Annotated in this window: 15 protein-coding genes; 13 read left to right on the top strand and 2 right to left on the bottom strand. The window is 34.5% G+C overall.

Going from position 1 to position 19242, the window contains the following annotated elements; translation table 11 throughout:
* The first annotated feature begins 10 nt into the window (after positions 1 to 10).
* A complete protein-coding gene (locus ACFOWA_RS09650) occupies positions 11 to 1717 on the top strand; it encodes a M3 family oligoendopeptidase (RefSeq protein ID WP_378984547.1) in 1707 nt (568 codons plus the stop codon).
* Between the two features lie 374 nt (positions 1718 to 2091).
* Complete coding sequence (locus ACFOWA_RS09645; protein WP_378984544.1) at positions 2092 to 4518, top strand: TonB-dependent receptor domain-containing protein; 2427 nt, start codon at positions 2092 to 2094, stop codon at positions 4516 to 4518.
* A gap of 114 nt (positions 4519 to 4632) precedes the next feature.
* Here the strand turns inward: ACFOWA_RS09645 and ACFOWA_RS09640 are convergent, their stop codons facing one another.
* Positions 4633 to 5856, bottom strand: coding sequence for an MFS transporter (locus tag ACFOWA_RS09640; RefSeq protein ID WP_378984542.1), 1224 nt, complete (start codon positions 5854 to 5856; stop codon positions 4633 to 4635).
* 307 nt (positions 5857 to 6163) lie between these two features.
* On the opposite strand from ACFOWA_RS09640, the gene ACFOWA_RS09635 reads away from it, so the two are divergent.
* Positions 6164 to 8113 carry an amino acid permease gene (locus ACFOWA_RS09635; protein ID WP_378984539.1) on the top strand — a complete coding sequence of 650 codons (1950 nt, stop codon included), beginning with the start codon at positions 6164 to 6166 and terminating at the stop codon, positions 8111 to 8113.
* A 235-nt stretch (positions 8114 to 8348) separates the two neighbouring features.
* On the opposite strand, the gene ACFOWA_RS09630 is transcribed toward ACFOWA_RS09635, so the two are convergent.
* Positions 8349 to 10307: a KUP/HAK/KT family potassium transporter gene (locus ACFOWA_RS09630; RefSeq protein ID WP_378984537.1), complete on the bottom strand. Its 1959-nt coding sequence runs from the start codon at positions 10305 to 10307 to the stop codon at positions 8349 to 8351.
* 317 nt (positions 10308 to 10624) lie between these two features.
* On the opposite strand from ACFOWA_RS09630, the gene ACFOWA_RS09625 reads away from it, so the two are divergent.
* The 10 genes from ACFOWA_RS09625 to ACFOWA_RS09580 all read left to right on the top strand — a co-directional run bounded on the left by ACFOWA_RS09625 (position 10625) and on the right by ACFOWA_RS09580 (position 19200).
* On the top strand, positions 10625 to 11098 hold the full coding sequence (locus ACFOWA_RS09625) for a T9SS type A sorting domain-containing protein (protein WP_378984534.1): 474 nt from the start codon (positions 10625 to 10627) through the stop codon (positions 11096 to 11098).
* A gap of 75 nt (positions 11099 to 11173) precedes the next feature.
* Positions 11174 to 11785, top strand: coding sequence for a fumarylacetoacetate hydrolase family protein (locus tag ACFOWA_RS09620; RefSeq protein ID WP_378984532.1), 612 nt, complete (start codon positions 11174 to 11176; stop codon positions 11783 to 11785).
* A 5-nt stretch (positions 11786 to 11790) separates the two neighbouring features.
* A complete protein-coding gene (locus tag ACFOWA_RS09615; RefSeq protein WP_378984530.1) occupies positions 11791 to 13521 on the top strand; it encodes a M23 family metallopeptidase in 1731 nt (576 codons plus the stop codon).
* Positions 13522 to 13681: 160 nt separating this feature from the next.
* Entirely contained in the window at positions 13682 to 14146 is a 465-nt protein-coding gene (gene bcp, locus ACFOWA_RS09610; protein ID WP_378984527.1) for a thioredoxin-dependent thiol peroxidase, read from the top strand.
* 56 nt (positions 14147 to 14202) lie between these two features.
* On the top strand, positions 14203 to 15048 hold the full coding sequence (locus ACFOWA_RS09605) for a transketolase (RefSeq protein ID WP_378984524.1): 846 nt from the start codon (positions 14203 to 14205) through the stop codon (positions 15046 to 15048).
* 72 nt (positions 15049 to 15120) lie between these two features.
* The gene (locus ACFOWA_RS09600) at positions 15121 to 16077 is read left to right on the top strand and encodes a transketolase family protein (RefSeq protein WP_378984522.1); all 957 of its coding nucleotides are present in this window, start codon (positions 15121 to 15123) and stop codon (positions 16075 to 16077) included.
* Between the two features lie 84 nt (positions 16078 to 16161).
* Positions 16162 to 16722 carry an RNA polymerase sigma factor gene (locus ACFOWA_RS09595; protein WP_378984520.1) on the top strand — a complete coding sequence of 187 codons (561 nt, stop codon included), beginning with the start codon at positions 16162 to 16164 and terminating at the stop codon, positions 16720 to 16722.
* A gap of 33 nt (positions 16723 to 16755) precedes the next feature.
* The gene (locus ACFOWA_RS09590) at positions 16756 to 17412 is read left to right on the top strand and encodes a hypothetical protein (protein ID WP_378984517.1); all 657 of its coding nucleotides are present in this window, start codon (positions 16756 to 16758) and stop codon (positions 17410 to 17412) included.
* 12 nt (positions 17413 to 17424) lie between these two features.
* Entirely contained in the window at positions 17425 to 17856 is a 432-nt protein-coding gene (locus ACFOWA_RS09585) for a hypothetical protein (RefSeq protein ID WP_378984515.1), read from the top strand.
* Positions 17857 to 18009: 153 nt separating this feature from the next.
* A complete protein-coding gene (locus ACFOWA_RS09580) occupies positions 18010 to 19200 on the top strand; it encodes an aspartate aminotransferase family protein (RefSeq protein WP_378984512.1) in 1191 nt (396 codons plus the stop codon).
* Positions 19201 to 19242 lie beyond the last annotated feature (42 nt).

Genomic DNA, 19242 nt, shown 5'->3' with positions numbered 1-19242 from the left:
TAATTAAACTATGATTATAAATAAAAAACCAAGAACATACATACCAAACGATTTAAGCATTACCTGGGAAAGCTTAGAACCGTTATTTACAGAATTACAAAATCGAGAAATTACCGGTGCTGATGAATTAGAAAGGTGGCTTAAAGATCGTTCAGAACTAGAAGCTGCTTTAGAAGAAGATTTCGCCTGGCGATACATTAAAATGAGTTGCGATACGGCTAACGAGGAGTTGGTTAAAAGCTTTCAATATTTCGCCACAGAAATCGACCCAAAAATTTCTCCCTTATCTAACGAGCTGAACATAAAATTTGTTGAAAGTCCTTTTATGGATGATTTAGATAAAGAAAAATACTTTGTTTACAGTCGAGCAATAAAGAAAGCATTGGAACTTTATCGCGAAGAGAATATAGAACTTTTTACCGAATTGCAAGTTAAGCAACAAAAATATCAAGGTATTACAGGTTCTATGAGTGTAGAAATTAATGGGCAAGAATACACGTTGGAACAAGCTTCTATTTTTATTAAAGATTTAAATCGTGAAGTAAGAGAAAATGCTTGGAAAACTATTCAACAACGCCGATTGGTTGATAAAGATGATTTGAATATCTTATTTGATGAGTTGATAAAGTTGCGCAACCAGGTTGCGTTAAATGCTGGTTTTGAAAATTACCGCGACTATATGTTCCAGGCTTTGGGTCGTTTTGATTATACACCACAAGATTGCTATGATTTCGCCAATGCGATTGAAAAAGAAATTGTACCAATATTAAGAGAACAAGCCGAAAAGCGACGAGAATTATTAGCGTTGCCTGAATTGAAACCGTGGGATTTAGAAGTAAGTGTAACTGGCAAACCTGCTTTGAAACCATTTAACAACGGCGATGAATTGATTGATAAAAGTATTGCTTGTTTTAATGGCATTGATGTAAAGCTCGGCGAGAAACTGGTAACTATGAAAGCCAACAATCTTTTCGATGTAGAAAGCAGAAAAGGCAAAGCACCAGGTGGTTATAACTATCCTCTGGCAGAGACCGGAGCACCTTTCATATTTATGAACTCTGCAAACTCGCTTCGCGATTTAACTACAATGGTTCACGAAGGTGGTCATGCCATCCATACTTTTTTAACGGCAAATTTAGAGTTAAACGATTTTAAACATTGCCCTTCGGAAGTTGCAGAATTAGCTTCTATGAGCATGGAGCTAATGTCTATGGATAATTGGGATGTTTATTTCGATAACGCTGAAGATTTAAATCGTGCTAAAAAAGAACAATTGGCTGATGTTTTAAAAACATTGCCTTGGGTTGCCGTTATCGATCAGTTTCAACATTGGATTTATACCAACCCAAATCATACCGCAGCAGATAGAGAAGAAACATTTAAACAAATTTATAACCATTTTGGTGCGGGTTTCGCCGATTGGACAGACTTAGAAAAAGAGTTTGGAAATAGATGGCAGAAACAGTTGCATTTATTTGAAGTTCCTTTTTATTATATCGAATATGCCATTGCACAATTGGGTGCCATCGCCGTGTGGAAGAACTATAAAGAAAACCCTGAAAAGGCTTTGGCGCAATACCTGGAGGCCCTTTCATTAGGTTACACAAAACCAATGAATGAAATTTACGAAACTGCAGGTATAAAATTTGATTTCAGTGCAGAATATGTAAAAGAACTAGCTGATTTTGTAAAAGAAGAGTTGGAGAAGTTGGGATAGATTAGGGTTTAGGGGCAATTCTATAAATATTAATTTATTTTTAATTAAAAAAGTCGCAGCATAACGTTGCGACTTTTTTGCTTTTTTCTGATAATCATTAAAAGATTTACTCAAAAAAATCTGCGGAAATCTGCGGGAGAAAAAATTAAAGATGTATAATAAGAATCTCCCGCACATTTCGCGGATTTATGCAGAGAAAAATCCACCTCAAATTCGTTGATACTGATTAAGATTCTAATAACAGCATTCTGTAAAATTTCGTTAATTAAGTTAAACATTGTTAAAAAGCTCAGTTTGATACACCCAATCATTTAGTTTAGTACTGCTATTCTTTCAGATAAGGAAAACACTATTCATTAAGCTATCAAATTAACATGAAACTAAGCTCTACGTTTTTCATATTACTATCTCTTTTTATTCTATCACAAGCAAAAGCCCAAATTACAAACGGCAAAATTTCAGGTTTATTGGTTGATGAAAAAGGGAAACCAATTTCAACAACAATAGTGGTGAAGAATTTGGGCGATACGATATTTGTAAAAAGAATTTCAACAGATAACAAAGGAAAATTTAGCTTTAACGATTTAACAATCGGTAGCTATTCAATTGCAATAACTGCAGTTGGTTTTAAAACCATCGATGAAAAAGTAGAAATTACAACCAATCAATTTTCTATAAATAAAACCTATAAAATGGCACCTGAATCAAATGATTTAGGCAGTATAAATATCTCAGGGAAAAAACCTTTAATCGAAAGATTTAGCGACAAAACGGTGATGAACGTTGAAAATAGTATCGTCGCCACGGGAAATACGGCACTTGAAGTTCTAGCAAAAATGCCCGGAGTTTCAGTAAACCAAGATGGAGTTATCAGTGTGAGAGGAAAATCAGGTGTTAATGTTTTGATAGATGGAAAATCAACGTTTCTTTCTAGTGAGCAATTGGCAACAAGATTAAAATCGCTGAACAGCAACGAACTTAAATCCATGGAACTGATTACTAATCCATCAGCCAGATATGATGCTGAGGGTAATGCTGGAATAATTAATATTAAACTAAAAAAGAACGCTGGCTTTGGTACAAATGGAAATATTGATTTGGGTTTTGGCTATGGAAAAAATCCTAAAAGTAATGCAGGGATTTCTATCAATCATAGAAATAAAAACTTTAATATTTTTGGAAATTTCGCCAACAACAACAATAAATATCAGGAGGATTTGAACATCAATAGAATTACTAGAGATGGTCTCACCGATACCTATTTCCACCAGTACAATACTCAAATTCGCTCATCACACAATAACAATTATAAACTCGGTTTAGATTATTTCTTAAATGAAAGAAACACTATCGGTTTTTTAACAACAGGCTATTTTAACAACGGACACGACAGTTCGAATGGTACAACGGATATCGGCACAAGCTTTACAAAAATTGATTCATCCATTTTAGCCGATAATCCATCTACAAGCAAATATCGAAATCAGGCTTATAACCTTAATTATAAATCTATTATTGATACGCTTGGTCAGGAATTTTCTGTTGATTTGGATTATGCAAAATACCGCAGTGAAGAATATACCGTTTACAATAATCATTTTTCTGATGCGAGCGGTTATCAATATAAATCGCCTTTAATTTTTAGGAATTTAACGCCTTCACTTATTAAAATAAATGCCGTAAAAGTTGATTATTCTCTTCCCCTAAATACTAAAACTAAATTTGATTTTGGTTTAAAAAGTAGTTGGGTTAGTACCGATAATGATTTTAGATTTGAAAATCTGGTTGCTTCGCAATGGCAAAATGATTTAACAAGAAGCAATCGTTTCATATATGATGAAAACATTAATGCGGCTTATGCTAATTTTAAACACGAATTCAAATCAACGAGCATTGAAGTTGGGTTAAGAACAGAACAAACCAACTCAAAAGGTAATTCTGTAAACGAGCAAAAAGTTGTTAAAAGAAGCTACTTCGATTTCTTCCCTAGTTTTTCTGTTAATCAAACTTTATCGGAAAATAATCAGTTAGGATTTTCATACAGCAGGCGAATAGATAGACCAGATTACAAATCCCTCAATCCATTCGTTTATTTTGTTGATTTGTACACATTTAGTCAAGGAAATCCGTTCCTTAATCCACAATACACGAATGCTTTCCAACTTTCTTATAATTATAAAAAGGAACTCAACATTTCCTTGGGATACAGCATTACAAACAATCTAATTCTGGATGTGCTACTACCTGATGATGCAAACAAAACCCTTTATCAAACAGTTAAAAATCTGGATAAACAATTCTCGTATGATTTAACAATCGGTTACCCAACAAGCATAACCAAATTCTGGAGTATGGACAATATAGTTATAAGTACTTATAATCAAATAAAATCTGCGAATTTAGACGGAATAGATTATGATAGGAAGAAAGTAAATTTCACCTTGAACAGTACTCATAACTTCACAATTACACCATCAACCACCGCCGAACTTTCTGGAGAGTTTGTATCTGCTCAAATTTATGGCACTTACGCCATCAAACCTTATTATGGAATTGATTTTGGTGTAAAAAAATCGTTCCTTGATAAAAAATTAAATTTGAAGTTTGCTATAAATGATATTTTAAACAGTAGAAAAGCAAGAATCAGCAGTGCTTTATCTACATTAAATTACAACCTCACCCAAAAACAAGAAAGTAGAATTTTTAGGCTTAGCTTAAATTACAGTTTCGGCAGCAACACTATTAAAGCTACAAGAGAACGAAAAACAAGTGTTGCTGATGAAGAGGGAAGAATAAAATAAGGTAATAGATAACTGTCTACAAAAATCTGCAAACATTTGCGAAATCTGCAGGAGAAAAATTAGAGATGTATTAATAAAATATCCCGCAGATTGACGCGATAGCATAGGTAATTTTTATGCACCAACCTCATCTTTCTTCCTCGTTTTCATAATCAAAAACATCACCAATACAGAAAGCATAATCATAACTATGTAGCTAAAACTTAAATTTCTTTCATCTTTAGCTGGAAACAAATTCACAATTCCATAACTTAAAAAAGAAACAATCACATACGTAATTCCTCCAGTTAACCCTCCTGCAATCCCGGCATTATTTGGAAATTTACTTAGGCAATACGTAAAGTAATTGTTAAAGGTAAAACCTGCCCCAATATGAATTATGAATGCAAAAAATATAAGCGACCAGATGTTTGAAATAAAATTAATGCTTATTATCATTAATATTACAAATACCACCTGCAATAGTGAATTTATAAGCAACCGTTTAAAAAAAGGTTTATTAATGGTTGCCTTACCAATAAAACCACCAACCATCCATGCAAACCCTAGAATTAACGAACTATAACCTGCTATAACTGGTGAAAAGTGTAATTCGTGTTCGATAATAAATGGACCAGTCATGTTATAAACCATAACCATGCAATAAGCCAAACCCAACATAACTATACCCAAAGTAAAACTGGCGGTTTTAATCATGTTGAGGTAAACGTTCAAAATTGTTTTGAGTTGAAAATTGCTGAAGTTTTTTAAAGTTTCGCCGCTGTAGATGAATTCTAAAACTGCAAAAATAAGTGCAAAACCAGCTAGAAAGTAGAAATTGGATTCCCATCCAAATGCTGTTTGAAGATAACCGCCAATAAATGGAGCTATAATTGGTCCGGTTGACCAAATAATTGAAAATAAACTTAAATAATGTTTTAGCTTATCACCAGAAAATAAATCGACAAAATAGGCTCGTTTTGCAACTACAATTGCTCCAACTGTAAGCCCATGAATTACCCTCATTAAATAAATCAAATAAATATTGTGGGTTATTGCTATTATAATGCTGGCTACTGCAAAAATCACCAAAGAAATTAATCCAATTTTATATCTGCCGAAGCTATCTAATATGCTACCTATAAAGAGTTGAGAGATGCCATAACTTATTAAAAAGATGCTCAAAGTAAGCTGAACCTGAACGCTGCTTACTTGCATTTCTCCGGCCATAGTTGGTAACGAAGGAATGTATATATCTGTAGCAAAGCCTGATAATGGAATAAGAGCAAAAGCCAGTAAAGTAGAAATTCGTTGATTTTCTTCCTTTATATATTTAACATTTGTTGCTTTGGTGAGCATTGTGATTCATTTTGGATGATTTCTATACGTTGTAAATCGAGGGCGAAATTAACCAATCAAACATCCAAATTTGTTAATAGAATCACATAAAAATAAATCCTAAATCAACAAAATTTAAAATCAGGAAATGCATAAAGAATATCTAAAAGATTATCTGAAAATGCAAATTATTGTTTCAAACTAAGATAAAACTACAGATATCGTCAAAATATGAGATGTATTAATGATGTATAGAAATTTATATCCTGCTTTAAACGTTTTTAACTGATATTTTTTTAAGTTTGAGGAATACAACAAACCAAAACAGATGTTCGAAAAGCTATTCAGAAAGAAATCTATTTCCAAGATACTACAAGATGCAGCAAAAGGCTATGGCGACCATGAAAATTCTTTACATAAAACCCTTGGCGTTCGCGATTTAACTGCTTTTGGCATTGCAGCAATTATCGGTGCCGGTATTTTTAGTACAATTGGTAAAGCAAGCGCTGACGGCGGTCCGGCAGTAATTTTTCTGTTCATTTTTACCGCAGTTGCTTGTAGTTTTGCAGCTTTTGCTTACGCAGAATTCGCTTCAATGGTTCCTGTTTCCGGTAGTGCTTACACATACTCCTACGTAGCTTTTGGAGAGTTAGTGGCTTGGATTATTGGTTGGTCGCTTATTATGGAATATGCAATTGGCAATATTACAGTAGCCATTTCCTGGTCTGATTATTTTACAGGATTACTGTCCTCCATTCGAATACCTGCTTTAGGAATTGATGGCATTAATATCCCAACATGGGCTACAATGGATTATCTTACCGCTTTTAACGGACATAAAACTGCTGAAGCACTTGTGGCTGCAGGCAAAAATATTGGCGGATTAGATGCGGCAACTGCAATTGCAAATAACGCTTGGCTTACAGCACCTAAAATCGGCAACTTCCATCTTGTGGCAGATTTACCCGCTTTAGGAATCATAATTTTCATCACCGCTTTGGTTTATCGAGGCATGAAAGAAAGTAGAAATGCAAGCAATGCAATGGTAGTTGTAAAACTTGCCGTTATTCTCCTCGTTTTAGCCGTTGGGGTTTTTTATATTGATACTAAAAACTGGAATCCTTTCGCACCTAATGGTGTTTCTGGTATTTTAAAAGGAGTTTCCGCAGTATTTTTCGCATATATAGGCTTTGATGCAATTTCTACTACCGCAGAAGAATGTAAAGACCCTCAAAAAGATTTACCACGAGGAATGATGTGGGCAATTATAATTTGCACCATTTTGTACGTTGCAATTGCCTTGGTTTTAACCGGAATTGTTAAGTCGGATACATTGGCAGTTGGCGACCCTTTGGCTTTTGTTTTCGACCAGATAGATTTAAAACTGATGAGTGGAATTATCGCTGTCAGTGCTGTTTTTGCGATGGCCAGCGTACTTCTTGTTTTTCAAATGGGGCAACCACGTATATGGATGAGCATGAGTCGCGATGGTTTATTGCCAAAATCGTTTTCTAAAATTCACCCAAAATATAAAACGCCATCATTTGCTACAATAGTTGTTGGTTTTGTGGTTGCTGTGCCTTCCCTATTTATGAACTTAACCATTGTGACTGATTTATGTTCTATTGGTACTTTGTTTGCGTTTGTATTGGTTTGTGCAGGTGTTTTAGTTTTGCAAAACAGACCAGATGTACAGCGAGGAAAATTCAAAATTCCTTATGCCAACAGCAAATTCATTATTCCTTTCGTATTTATTGCCGCTATCGCTTTTGCATTTTTACAATACAATGCAGAAACCAAAGCATTCATATTTAACACCCCAAAAACCATTCAAACGGTAACTTTTGTAACCTCTTTAAATAATGATGAACTAAAAATAGTAAAACAGGAAATCATTAAAAATGCTGCACCTCAAATAAACTTAACTGATAAAGTTGATGCAGAATCTTACTTAAGTAATTTGCCAGCAGATAAGTATGAGCAATTTATATCTAACTCACAAATCTCTGTCGAGAAGAAGTATGAAAGTGGCTGGGGCTTATTTAAACATAAAATCCCAATGTGGATTTTTCTAATAATATGCGTATTTATTACTTACTTCAGCATCACCAAAAATTTATCTCTTATTCCGGTTTTAGGCTTAATAAGTTGTCTGTACATGATGTGTGAATTGGGTATCTCAAACTGGATTGGTTTTAGTATTTGGCTTGTGATTGGTTTGGTGGTATATTTTGCATATGGGTTTAAACATAGTAAATTAGGACAGGAAGCTGCATAATAAAGTCCGAAGATTTAACTCATAAAAAATCCTCCACTCTTTACATAGAATGGAGGATTTTTAGTTTAGAATGTTTTTTTTAAACTTTCTTCTTAACGAAAGCCATTATAGTTATTAAAATTAATCCTAAACCTGAAGCAATCATATACTTATCTTCATTCGGCCAGTGCAAAACCTTCGCTGCAGGACCAATCAAAAAAAGGCAAATCGCTAATACTAATAGAATTTTTCTCATTTAAACAGGCAATCTGTGTAACTCAATATCATCTGGCGTTACAAAAATTAACGGAACCTTTTCTACATCAACATAACTGCTATCTAAACCAAAACTTCGTTCTTCTGATAAACTTAGCTTTTTAAGAATGAAGTAATAATCCATTATCTGCCTTTCGTAAAAACTCAGTTTTGTGAATTTTGATAAGTGCTTTTCTAACAACACGAACCTAAAATCGCCGGCAATTTTATGCTTATTTAATGAAGTATATTGACTGGTGATATCAATTTCACCATTTTTAACTAATTCTTCTACAACCTTTCGATAAAGCAAATTTACCCGCTGCTCTACTCTAAACCCTAACCTAAAATCTATTCGTATTAATTTACCAGGAATTAGAAATTCTACTTTGTAATCTAAGGTATATGGCTCATCCATAACATCAACGTGAACCAACCAATAAACATCAGCTCGTTTAGGCTCTTTTTGAATAATGGAATAAATAATTTTCGATTCTATTTCTGTTTTAAAATTTGCACTAGTTAAATAAACCAATTGAGATGAATATTTTGGTACAGATTCATCACCACTTAATTCTGTTAAAATCTGGTAATAATCTTCAATCTCTACATATTTTACGAAGCGATTCTTAATTTTTCTGGCCACAAACCAGCTCCACATAATGGTAAATAATACAGAACCAATTAATACAGTTACCCATCCACCGTGTAAAAACTTAGTTAAATTACTGATTAAGAATGTTCCTTCGATTATCACGTAGGTAAAAAAGAAAGTTGCAATTAGGTATCTTGGAAAACGCTTGCTTCGTAAATAAAAACTCACCAAAATGGTTGTCATTAACATCGCAATCGTTATCGATAAACCGTAAGCGGCATCCATTTTTTCTGCCTTTTGAAACAGCAAAACGATACCACAGCAGCCAATCCATAACATCCAGTTTATAGATGGAACGTACAACTGTCCTTTAGAAACAGAGGGATAAACAATTCTGATTTTTGGCCAAAGATTTAATCTTACAGCTTCTGCAATTAACGTAAATGAACCGCTTATTAAAGCCTGACTTGCAATAACTGCCGCCATTGTTGCTAAAATTACCATTGGTACCTGAAACTGATCGGGCACAATTTGGAAGAATGGATTCATTTTAGCACCTGGAACATAAGTTCCGCTGTTTTGCAAAATCCAAACGCCTTGACCAAGGTAATTTAAAATTAAAGTAAGCTTAACAAAAATCCAGCTGAGGCGAATATTATTCCTTCCGCAGTGACCTAAATCAGAATATAATGCCTCTGCCCCAGTTGTACATAGAAATACTCCACCCAAAATTAAGAAGGCTAATTTATTGGTTACCAATAAATGAATGGCATAATATGGGTTGAAAGACTTTAAGATTGTAAAATCTTTTATGATGAAAGACATCCCGACAACTCCTAAAACCGCAAACCAAACAAACATAACTGGTCCGAATAACTTTCCAACCAGGTTTGTACCAAATTGTTGAATAATAAAAAGAATGGTAAGGATGGATAATACGATTGGTATAACTGGAACTTCAAATTTATTTGTTAAACCCTCAATTGCCGAGGTTACGGTAATACTGGGCGTGATAATTCCATCGGCGAGCAAAGCACAACCACCAATAACCGCCGGGACTACAAGCCATTTTGCCTTTTTTCTAACTAGAGAGAATAGGGAAAATATTCCTCCCTCACCTTTATTATCTGCTCTAAGTGTTATAATTACATATTTTATGGTAGTTTGAAGGGTTAAGGTCCAAATGATACAAGATAGTACACCCAATACATTGGTTGGATTAATATCTTGTTTACCTCCTAATATGGTAGTAAAAATTGCGTTTAATGTATATAAAGGTGAAGTACCGATATCTCCGAAAACAATTCCTAAACTGATTAGAACCCCGCCGGCAGTTAGCGCATTAGCATTTTTATGATTTGACACTTCTTTATTTATTTTAGTGCGGCAAAAGTAAACTAACTATAACAATTTAGCAACCAATTTATTGTGTATTTTCAACACTCTGAAACCCAAAGAATTTTTAAAAAGAAGAAGAATCGTTTAAGCCCCTAATCTGAATTTGGCTTCGCTAAATTTAAGCTACACGTACAAAAACAAAATTTATTGTTAAATTGTGTTAAAATATATCAATTAAACAAAATGTTTAATTTCTTTGTTTTAAATTAATACATTTGCTATACAATTTGATGAAACTCTACCCAAAAACAACGCTTCTCTTAAAAATAACATGCTTATTATGCATGCTGTTTTTTAGTGGATTGAGTTCTTGGGCACAACAAAGTGATAGCATTCGCATCAGTCTTAAAACAAGACCAAAAAAAGTTAGTAAAGTTCCAGAAATTAAGGCCAATATTCAACCATACAGACCTTTACACATGTCGGTAAATGGTGGTAGTATGTTTAGCACGTACTCGGCAGCAAAAAGCACAACCGTTAGTGCAAAAGATAAGCTTTTAAACATTGTTAAAATTTATCCAAATCCGGTAGAAGATCAATTGAATATTATATTATCCATTGGGCGAGACGGAACACAAACCACTATTAAAATTATCGATCTGTTGGGCAATGAAGTTGTAACTTTATCTAACGAACGTTTAAATGCAGGCGAACAAACAAAAACCTTCACCATTCCGAGCAGAATAAATGCCGGAATTTACTTTTTACGCGTTATGGCTGGCTCAGAAAGTCAGGTAAAACGAATCTCAGTTTTATAACACCATTTTCTTTTCTATTTTTGAGAGGATTTGAAGATTCAAATTCGCAACACTACATTTCATATCTATTAGAAAATGAAGATAATCGCCATTGGCCGAAATTATGCCGAACACGCAAAAGAATTAAATAATCCGGTGCCTACCACGCCAGTAATATTCCTAAAACCAGATACTGCTGTATTAAGAGATAATAAGCCATTTTATCACCCAGATTTTTCAGATGATGTACATTATGAATTAGAGGTTGTACTTAAAATCTGTAAAGAGGGAAAACATATTGCAGAGAAATTTGCATCTACTTATTATGATGAAATTGGATTAGGCATTGATTTTACAGCTCGAGATATTCAATCTAAACACAAAGAAAAAGGCTTGCCATGGGAGCTTGCAAAAGCTTTTGACAATTCTGCACCAGTTAGTATATTTTTACCTAAAACCGATTTTGAAGATTTATATCAATTAAATTTCGAGCTAAAGGTAAATGCAGAAAGCCGTCAGGTTGGAAATACTAAAGATTTGTTGTTCTCGTTCGAGAAAATAATAAGTTTTGTATCGCAGTACATCACTTTAAAGAAAGGCGACTTAATTTTTACTGGAACACCTGCAGGAGTTGGCAAAGTGAATAAAGGAGATAAATTAGAAGCTTGGTTAGAAGGCCAACAACTATTAAATTTTGATGTAAAGTAAAGCGAATGCAAAAAAATAAATATTCGAATTTTAGATATTACGCTTCCCTTTTTTGTTTTTTATTGTGTGCAACTTCAGCTCACGCTCAACAAATTTTTAGTACCAATAAATATCCATTAACTTATTTCAGGCAACCGCTGGATATCGTTCCACCAGCATTAGCTGGTTCTTTTGGCGAGATAAGAGGAAATCACTTTCACTCGGGTATTGATTTTAGAACTAATCAACGTGAGGGTTACCCGATTTATGCAGTTGCTGATGGTTATGTTTCAAGGTTACGGGTGCAAAACAGTGGGTTCGGACAAGCACTTTACATCAATCATCCAAACGGATTTACTTCGGTTTATGGTCATTTACAAAGGTTTGCACCGAAAATTGCATTACTTGTAAAAAAACTGGAATATGATAAAAAATCGTTTGAAATTGATGAATTCCCAAATGAAACCTTAATTCCCGTTCGCAAAGGTGAAGTAATTGCTTGGTCTGGTAACCGCGGTAGTTCTGGAGGACCGCATCTACATTTTGAAATAAGAGATACTAAAACAGAAGAAACCATAAATCCACAGTTTTTCGGAATCGATATTCCAGATAACATCCCACCGGTAATTTATAGTTTGTATGCTTACCGATTAAACGGGAAAGTTTTTAACGAATCTACACCAAAACAAGCAATCCCTATTTCAGGTTCGAACGGAACATATAAAGCAGCAGCAATTGGTTTAACTGGCGAAGTAGGATTCGGAGTGGTAACTACCGATAGACATAATGGTTTATCAGGCACAAATGGAGTGTATTCAATTCAGTTGGAGCTTGATGGCAAGATGATTTACACTTCCGCATTAGAACGTTTTGCTTTTGAAGACAGTAAAGCGATAAATTCACACATCGATTACCCAACGTATTTAAATACAAAAAGGAGTATTCAAAAAAGTTTCATCGAACCCGGTAACCCATTAAGCATTTACAGCAATTTAGTTAATAACGGCAAGATAAATTTTAACGATGGAGCGCTGCACCAACTTAAGTACATCATTACTGATTCGAAAGGAAATTCCTCTACCCTATCATTTTCTGTACAGGCAGGTTCGGCACCAGTAACAAGTGCTGTTGTTCCATCTGGAATAATTTATCCTTACAATAAAGTTAATGAGTTTAACACAGACGATGTTAAAGTGGTGTTTCAAAAAGGAACTTTATACAACGACTTGAATTTTATGTATAAAAAATTACCAAAACTAATGGGTAATGCATATTCTTCATTGCATCAAATCCACAACCGTTATACACCTTTACATGTTGGTTTTGATTTATGGATAAAAGCCGATAACCTGCCCGAGTATTTACGAAGCAAGGCATTAATCGCTAGTTCAAGCGGTTCATCACAAGGTGGAAGTTATGATAATGGATATGTAAAAGCAACACCTAGAAATTTTGGAAGCTATTACATCGCGGTTGATACCATTGCACCAAGGATTCTGCCTGTAAACATTTCTGATGGCAAAAACATGGCTGGAGTTTCTAAGATATTATTCAAACTAAGCGACAATCTTTCTGGTATAAAAAGCTTTAATGGTTACATTGACGGACAATGGACATTAATGGAATTTGATACAAAAACTGCTACACTTTGGCACAGCTTTGATGAAAGAACATCAGCAGGAAAACATACTTTAGAGTTGGTGGTAATTGATATGAAAGAAAACACACGAAAATACACTATTACTTTTTACCGCTAATTTTAATATTTAAGTTTTTGGTATAAAGAATTATAAGTCATCAATTCATGTAAAAACCTTAAACTGTCATATTTTAATTATTGTGGAACAGTATAGCTAATAAATCTGTTTAACTTTCGAAGTCTATCCTATTACTCAGTAAAAAAATATCGTAAATAATATGGCAGAGTTAAAAGAAGGTGATGTTGCCCCATCAATCACCTCAAAAAATCAAAACGGGGAAACCGTTTCGCTATCGGATTATAAGGGAAAGATTGTAGTACTTTATTTCTATCCAAAAGATGATACACCAGGTTGCACAGCAGAGGCTTGCGATTTCAGGGATAATTATCAAGGCTTACAAGACAAAGGTATTGTAGTTTTGGGTGTTAGCGTTGATGATGAAAAATCTCATCAAAAATTTATAACCAAACACAATTTGCCATTTACTTTACTGGCAGATACCGACCAAAAAATTGTAAACGACTACGGTGTTTGGGCAGAGAAAAATATGTATGGTAAAAAATATATGGGTACTGTGCGTTCAACATTTATTATAGATGGCGAAGGTAAAATTGCTCATATCATTAAAAAGGTTGATACCAAAAACTCAACTCAGCAAGTACTCGATTTAATCAATAACTAATTATGATATAGCAGCTAAAATATTAACTTTGCTATACAACAACAACTCTTATTTTAATGAAACATACAATAAAAGAATTAGAAGATATTGCTTCGCAAGTAAGACGAGATATCGTAAGAATGGTTCACGGATGCCAATCAGGTCACCCAGGAGGCTCATTAGGCTGTGCAGATTTTTTTACAGCGTTATATTTCGAAGTTCTTAACTATAATAAAGATTTTAATATGGACGGGGTTGGTGAAGATTTATTCTTCTTATCTAACGGCCATATATCTCCGGTTTGGTACAGCACACTAGCACATGCTGGCTTTTTCGATAAAAAGGAATTAGCTACTTTCCGTAAATTAGATTCGAGGTTACAAGGTCACCCAACTACTCACGAAGGTTTACCTGGTATTCGCGTAGCATCCGGTTCTTTAGGTCAAGGTATGTCTGTAGCAATTGGTGCAGCACTTACAAAAAGATTGAATGGCGATAAATCCTACGTTTTTACACTACATGGCGATGGTGAATTGCAAGAAGGCCAGAACTGGGAAGCAGCAATGTTTGCGCCCTTCCATGAATTGGATACTTTAATTTGTACTGTTGATTACAACGGACAACAAATTGATGGTCCAACTAAAAAAGTTCTTAATTTAGATAGTTTACAGGCAAAATTTGAAGCTTTCGGATGGCACGTAATCAATACCGATGGTAACGATATGCAAGCTATAGTTGAAGGTTTACACTATGCGAAAACTTTAACCGGAAAAGGGAAACCGATTTTGAATTTAATGAGTACTCAGATGGGTGCTGGTGTAGATTACATGATGGGTTCTCACAAATGGCATGGCACCGCACCTAATGATGAGCAACTTGCCACCGCATTAGCTCAATTACCAGAAACACTAGGGGATTATTAAATCAGATTGGAGGCTTTAGATTTGAGACTAATATATCATATCTAAAATCTCATATCTCATATCTAAAATACAATGAAAAAATACACATATACAGAAAAAAAAGATACACGTTCGGGATTTGGTGCTGGTTTACATGAGGCCGGTAAAAAGAACGAAAACGTAGTCGCATTGTGTGCCGATTTAGTTGGTTCATTAAAGATGGATGCTTTTATTAAAGATTTTCCAGAACGTTTTACACAAGTTGGTATTGCTGAAGCAAACATGATTGGTATAGCAGCAGGAATGACTATCGGCGGAAAAATTCCTTTTACAGGTACTTTCGCCAACTTTTCTACAGGTCGTGTTTACGATCAGATTCGCCAATCTGTTGCCTATTCAAATAAAAATGTAAAAATCTGTGCATCACATGCAGGTTTAACTTTAGGAGAAGATGGTGCTACACACCAAATTTTAGAAGATATTGGTTTAATGAAAATGTTGCCGGGCATGGTTGTTATTAATCCTTGCGATTACAATCAAACCAAAGCTGCAACTTTAGCCATTGCCGAATACGAAGGCCCAGTTTATTTACGTTTTGGTCGCCCGGTTATTCCTGTATTTACAGATCCTGATCAAAAATTTGAAATTGGTAAGGCATGGATGGTTAATGAAGGTACCGATGTAACAATTATTGCAACCGGACACATGGTTTGGAAAGCTATTGAAGCTGGTGAAAAGCTGGCGGAACTAGGCATTGATGCCGAAATCATTAACATACATACTATTAAACCTTTGGATGATGAGGCCATTTTAAAATCAGTTAAAAAAACTGGTTGTGTGGTTACTTGCGAAGAACACAATAAATTTGGTGGTTTAGGAGAAAGTGTAGCACGTTTATTAACTACGGAATTACCAACTCCGCAAGAATTTGTGGCGACTGATGACACATTTGGAGAAAGCGGAACGCCAGACCAATTAATGTCTAAATACGGTTTAGATGCTGTTAACATTGTTGAAGCAGTTCAAAAAGTTATTGGCAGAAAAAAATAGATGTGAGTTATGAGTTGTTAAATTTGAGCTGATGAGTCTTTTCAAATTTAACATCTTTATCTCGTATCTCACATCTAATACATAATGAAACAAGTTGAAGATTCTGAAATTCTCGCCAAGTTTGCTGTTGAGCAAACTCGAAATGAAGCTTTTAACTTGCTCCTAAAAAAATATCAGCAAAAAATTTATTGGCATATTCGTCGCTTGGTGCTTAACCATGATGATTGCGATGATTTAATTCAGGAAATTTTTGTAAAGGTTTGGAAAAATCTAGATAAATTCCGCAGCGATTCTCAGCTCTACACCTGGATTTACCGTATAGCAACTAACGAATCTATCACTTTTCTAAATAAGCAAAAACAGAGAAACAACACTCCAATGGATGAAGTTTCTGCAGAACTTGCTGAAAATCTTGTAGCCTCATCTTATTTTAACGGAGATAAATTGGAGCTCAAACTTCAAAAAGCCATCTTGACCTTGCCAGAAAAACAACGCATTATTTTCAATATGAAATATTTTGATGATATGAAATATGAAGAAATATCTCAAGTTTTGGGAACATCTGTCGGAGCATTAAAAGCCTCATTTCATATTGCGGCAAAAAAAATTGAAGCTTTTATCATAAATGATGAAATAGACTATTAAACCTTTTGGCATTAATTGTATCATATATCCGTGATGAATGAAAATTTAGAAAATAACGATTGGATTAATGAAGCGCCAACCCTTGCTGCAATGGGTAAACGCAACCCTTTTTCCGTTCCTGCCGGCTATTTCGATAATTGTGAGCAAGATGTTTTAAGCGAAGTATTTTTAGTTGGCTTAAAGCAAAATACAAACCAACATGTTTTTGAAGTTCCACAAAATTATTTTGAAGAACTTACGGAAATGATTGAAACTAGAATTGCTTTTGAGCAATCGGCTCAATTAACCAATAGTTTTGCTGTTCCTGAAAATTATTTTGAAACCTTACAAAGCAGAATTATTAATAAAATTGAAGCTGAACAACCTGTTAAAAAAGAAGCTAAAATTATTCCTTTGTGGCGAAAAGGCTTTATTAAATATGCTAGTGCTGCATGTTTTTTACTCATTTCGTCATTCGGGGTTTATTTTTACCAAAATAATCAACCTGCTGATGTTGTAAGCATACCTCAAATAAAAAGTGCTGATGTAGCCAACGACCAAATGCTTTATGATATTGATGAAAATACCATAATCGATCATCTAGAAGCTCAAAATATATCGAATACCAATACAGCTTCTGCCTCAGATACAGAAGTGGAAAACTACATCCTGAATAATTATTCGTCGAGTGATTTAGCTCAGGAATTATAAAATTAATACAAAATGAAGAATTTATTTTTCGCCGTTTTATTGTTTCTTTTACCATCAATGCTTTGGGCACAACGACCTAAGGGTGAGGAAATCGAATCTCTTAAAATTGCTTTCTTTACTAAAAAACTAGAATTATCTCCAGATGATGCAAAAGTGTTTTGGCCTATTTACAACAATATGCAAGAAGAACAAAATGCTTTACGTAAAGAGCGTTTTCAAAAGATGATTTCTTTTAGAAAAGTGACAGAAATTGATAATTTATCTGATGCTCAAATTCAAAGTTTAATTACCAGCGAATTTGATTTCCGACAACGCGATTTAAATATCGAAAAGAAATACTACAATAAATTTAAGGCGGTGTTGCCTATTAAAATAATAGGTAAATATTACCGAGCTCAAGAAGCTTTTAAGCGAGAGTTGCTTAATAGATTTAAAGATAGATAGTAGAGAAGTCTTGCGTGTAATACGAAAGACTTTTTCTTTTTATACCATTATTTTATCGACATGGGTACGTGTAGCATAATGTACCTGCTAATCTGTTCGTAAAAAATAAATTTCCAAAACGGCAATTCAACTTCATTTCTGTATTTTTGTTGCATGTTAACACAACGCCAGTTGTTTCTGCAACACAATGCGCAAACATCTCCAGAACCTTTAATGCTCGAATTTGTAAGTGCCAAAGGTGTATATATTTACGATTCATCAAATAAAAAACATTTAGATCTTATTGCGGGTATTGGGGTAAGTAATGTTGGGCACTGCCATCCGGCTGTTGTAAAAGCCATTCAAACCCAAGCTGAAACCTACATGCATTTAATGGTTTATGGCGAATACATACAAACACCTCAAGTTAATTTTGCAAAAGCCTTAGCTGAAATACTTCCCGAAAATTTAAGTTGTACCTACTTTTTAAATTCGGGAACAGAAGCCGTTGAAGGTGCTATGAAATTAGCCAAACGTTACACTGGTCGAAAAGGTTTTATCGCATGCAAAAATGCATATCACGGCAGTACGCATGGTGCAGAAAGTTTAATGGAAAGCGATTTCTATTCGCAAGGTTACGGACCATTCTTACCTCACGTTCAGTTTATAACACATAACGATATAGCTGATTTACAAAAAATTACATCAGAAATTGCAGCAGTTTTTATTGAACCCATACAAGGTGAAGCAGGAATACGCGTTGCAGATTTAGCTTACATGCAAGCTTTAAGAGCAAAATGTAACGAAACCGGAGCGCTTCTTATTTTTGATGAAATACAATCTGGCTTTGGCCGCAGTGGTAAAATGTTTGCCTTTGAGCACTACAATATTGTACCCGATGTTTTGTTGTTGGCAAAAGGAATTGGTGGTGGAATGCCAATTGGTGCATTTATCAGCTCAAAAGAAATTATGTCTGTGCTTTCGCATTCGCCTATTTTAGGGCACATGACAACCTTTGGAGGTCACCCGGTTTGCTGCGCAGCGGGCTTAGCAACGTTAAAAATACTTACAGAAAATACCGTTGTTGATGAAGTAGAAGAAAAAGGGCAACTTTTTAAACAACTTCTGCAACATCCTGCAATTAAAGAAATCCGTGGAAAAGGCTTAATGCTCGCCGTAGAATTTGAAGATTTCGAAACCAACAAAAAAATTATCGACGCCTGTATTTTAGATGGCGTGTTGAGTGATTGGTTTTTGCATTGCAGTAATTCCATGCGCATTGCTCCTCCGCTAATTATTACCAAAGCAGAAATTGAAGAAGCTTGCCAAATCATCCTCAAAAATATTAACTTAGTTACAGGATAAAAGAACAAAGAGCAAAGATTGATTCATCTTGATACCTGATAA

It is taken from the genome of Pedobacter lithocola (genome assembly GCF_042650845.1).
Classification (GTDB): domain Bacteria; phylum Bacteroidota; class Bacteroidia; order Sphingobacteriales; family Sphingobacteriaceae; genus Pedobacter; species Pedobacter lithocola.
The sequence above is the reverse complement of the archived record's forward strand: the minus strand, read 5'-3'. Positions and strand labels throughout refer to the sequence as shown.

What these genes read in the sequence shown, in the direction of transcription:
- ACFOWA_RS09585 (WP_378984515.1), top strand. Translation starts at nt 17,425, where the DNA reads ATGAAGAATTTATTTTTCGCCGTTTTATTGTTTCTTTTACCATCAATG.
- ACFOWA_RS09635 (WP_378984539.1), top strand. Translation starts at nt 6,164, where the DNA reads ATGTTCGAAAAGCTATTCAGAAAGAAATCTATTTCCAAGATACTACAA.
- ACFOWA_RS09600 (WP_378984522.1), top strand. Translation starts at nt 15,121, where the DNA reads ATGAAAAAATACACATATACAGAAAAAAAAGATACACGTTCGGGATTT.
- ACFOWA_RS09590 (WP_378984517.1), top strand. Translation starts at nt 16,756, where the DNA reads ATGAATGAAAATTTAGAAAATAACGATTGGATTAATGAAGCGCCAACC.
- bcp (WP_378984527.1), top strand. Translation starts at nt 13,682, where the DNA reads ATGGCAGAGTTAAAAGAAGGTGATGTTGCCCCATCAATCACCTCAAAA.
- ACFOWA_RS09645 (WP_378984544.1), top strand. Translation starts at nt 2,092, where the DNA reads ATGAAACTAAGCTCTACGTTTTTCATATTACTATCTCTTTTTATTCTA.
- ACFOWA_RS09625 (WP_378984534.1), top strand. Translation starts at nt 10,625, where the DNA reads ATGCTGTTTTTTAGTGGATTGAGTTCTTGGGCACAACAAAGTGATAGC.
- ACFOWA_RS09620 (WP_378984532.1), top strand. Translation starts at nt 11,174, where the DNA reads ATGAAGATAATCGCCATTGGCCGAAATTATGCCGAACACGCAAAAGAA.
- ACFOWA_RS09580 (WP_378984512.1), top strand. Translation starts at nt 18,010, where the DNA reads ATGTTAACACAACGCCAGTTGTTTCTGCAACACAATGCGCAAACATCT.
- ACFOWA_RS09650 (WP_378984547.1), top strand. Translation starts at nt 11, where the DNA reads ATGATTATAAATAAAAAACCAAGAACATACATACCAAACGATTTAAGC.
- ACFOWA_RS09615 (WP_378984530.1), top strand. Translation starts at nt 11,791, where the DNA reads ATGCAAAAAAATAAATATTCGAATTTTAGATATTACGCTTCCCTTTTT.
- ACFOWA_RS09595 (WP_378984520.1), top strand. Translation starts at nt 16,162, where the DNA reads ATGAAACAAGTTGAAGATTCTGAAATTCTCGCCAAGTTTGCTGTTGAG.
- ACFOWA_RS09605 (WP_378984524.1), top strand. Translation starts at nt 14,203, where the DNA reads ATGAAACATACAATAAAAGAATTAGAAGATATTGCTTCGCAAGTAAGA.
- ACFOWA_RS09640 (WP_378984542.1), bottom strand. Translation starts at nt 5,856, where the DNA reads ATGCTCACCAAAGCAACAAATGTTAAATATATAAAGGAAGAAAATCAA.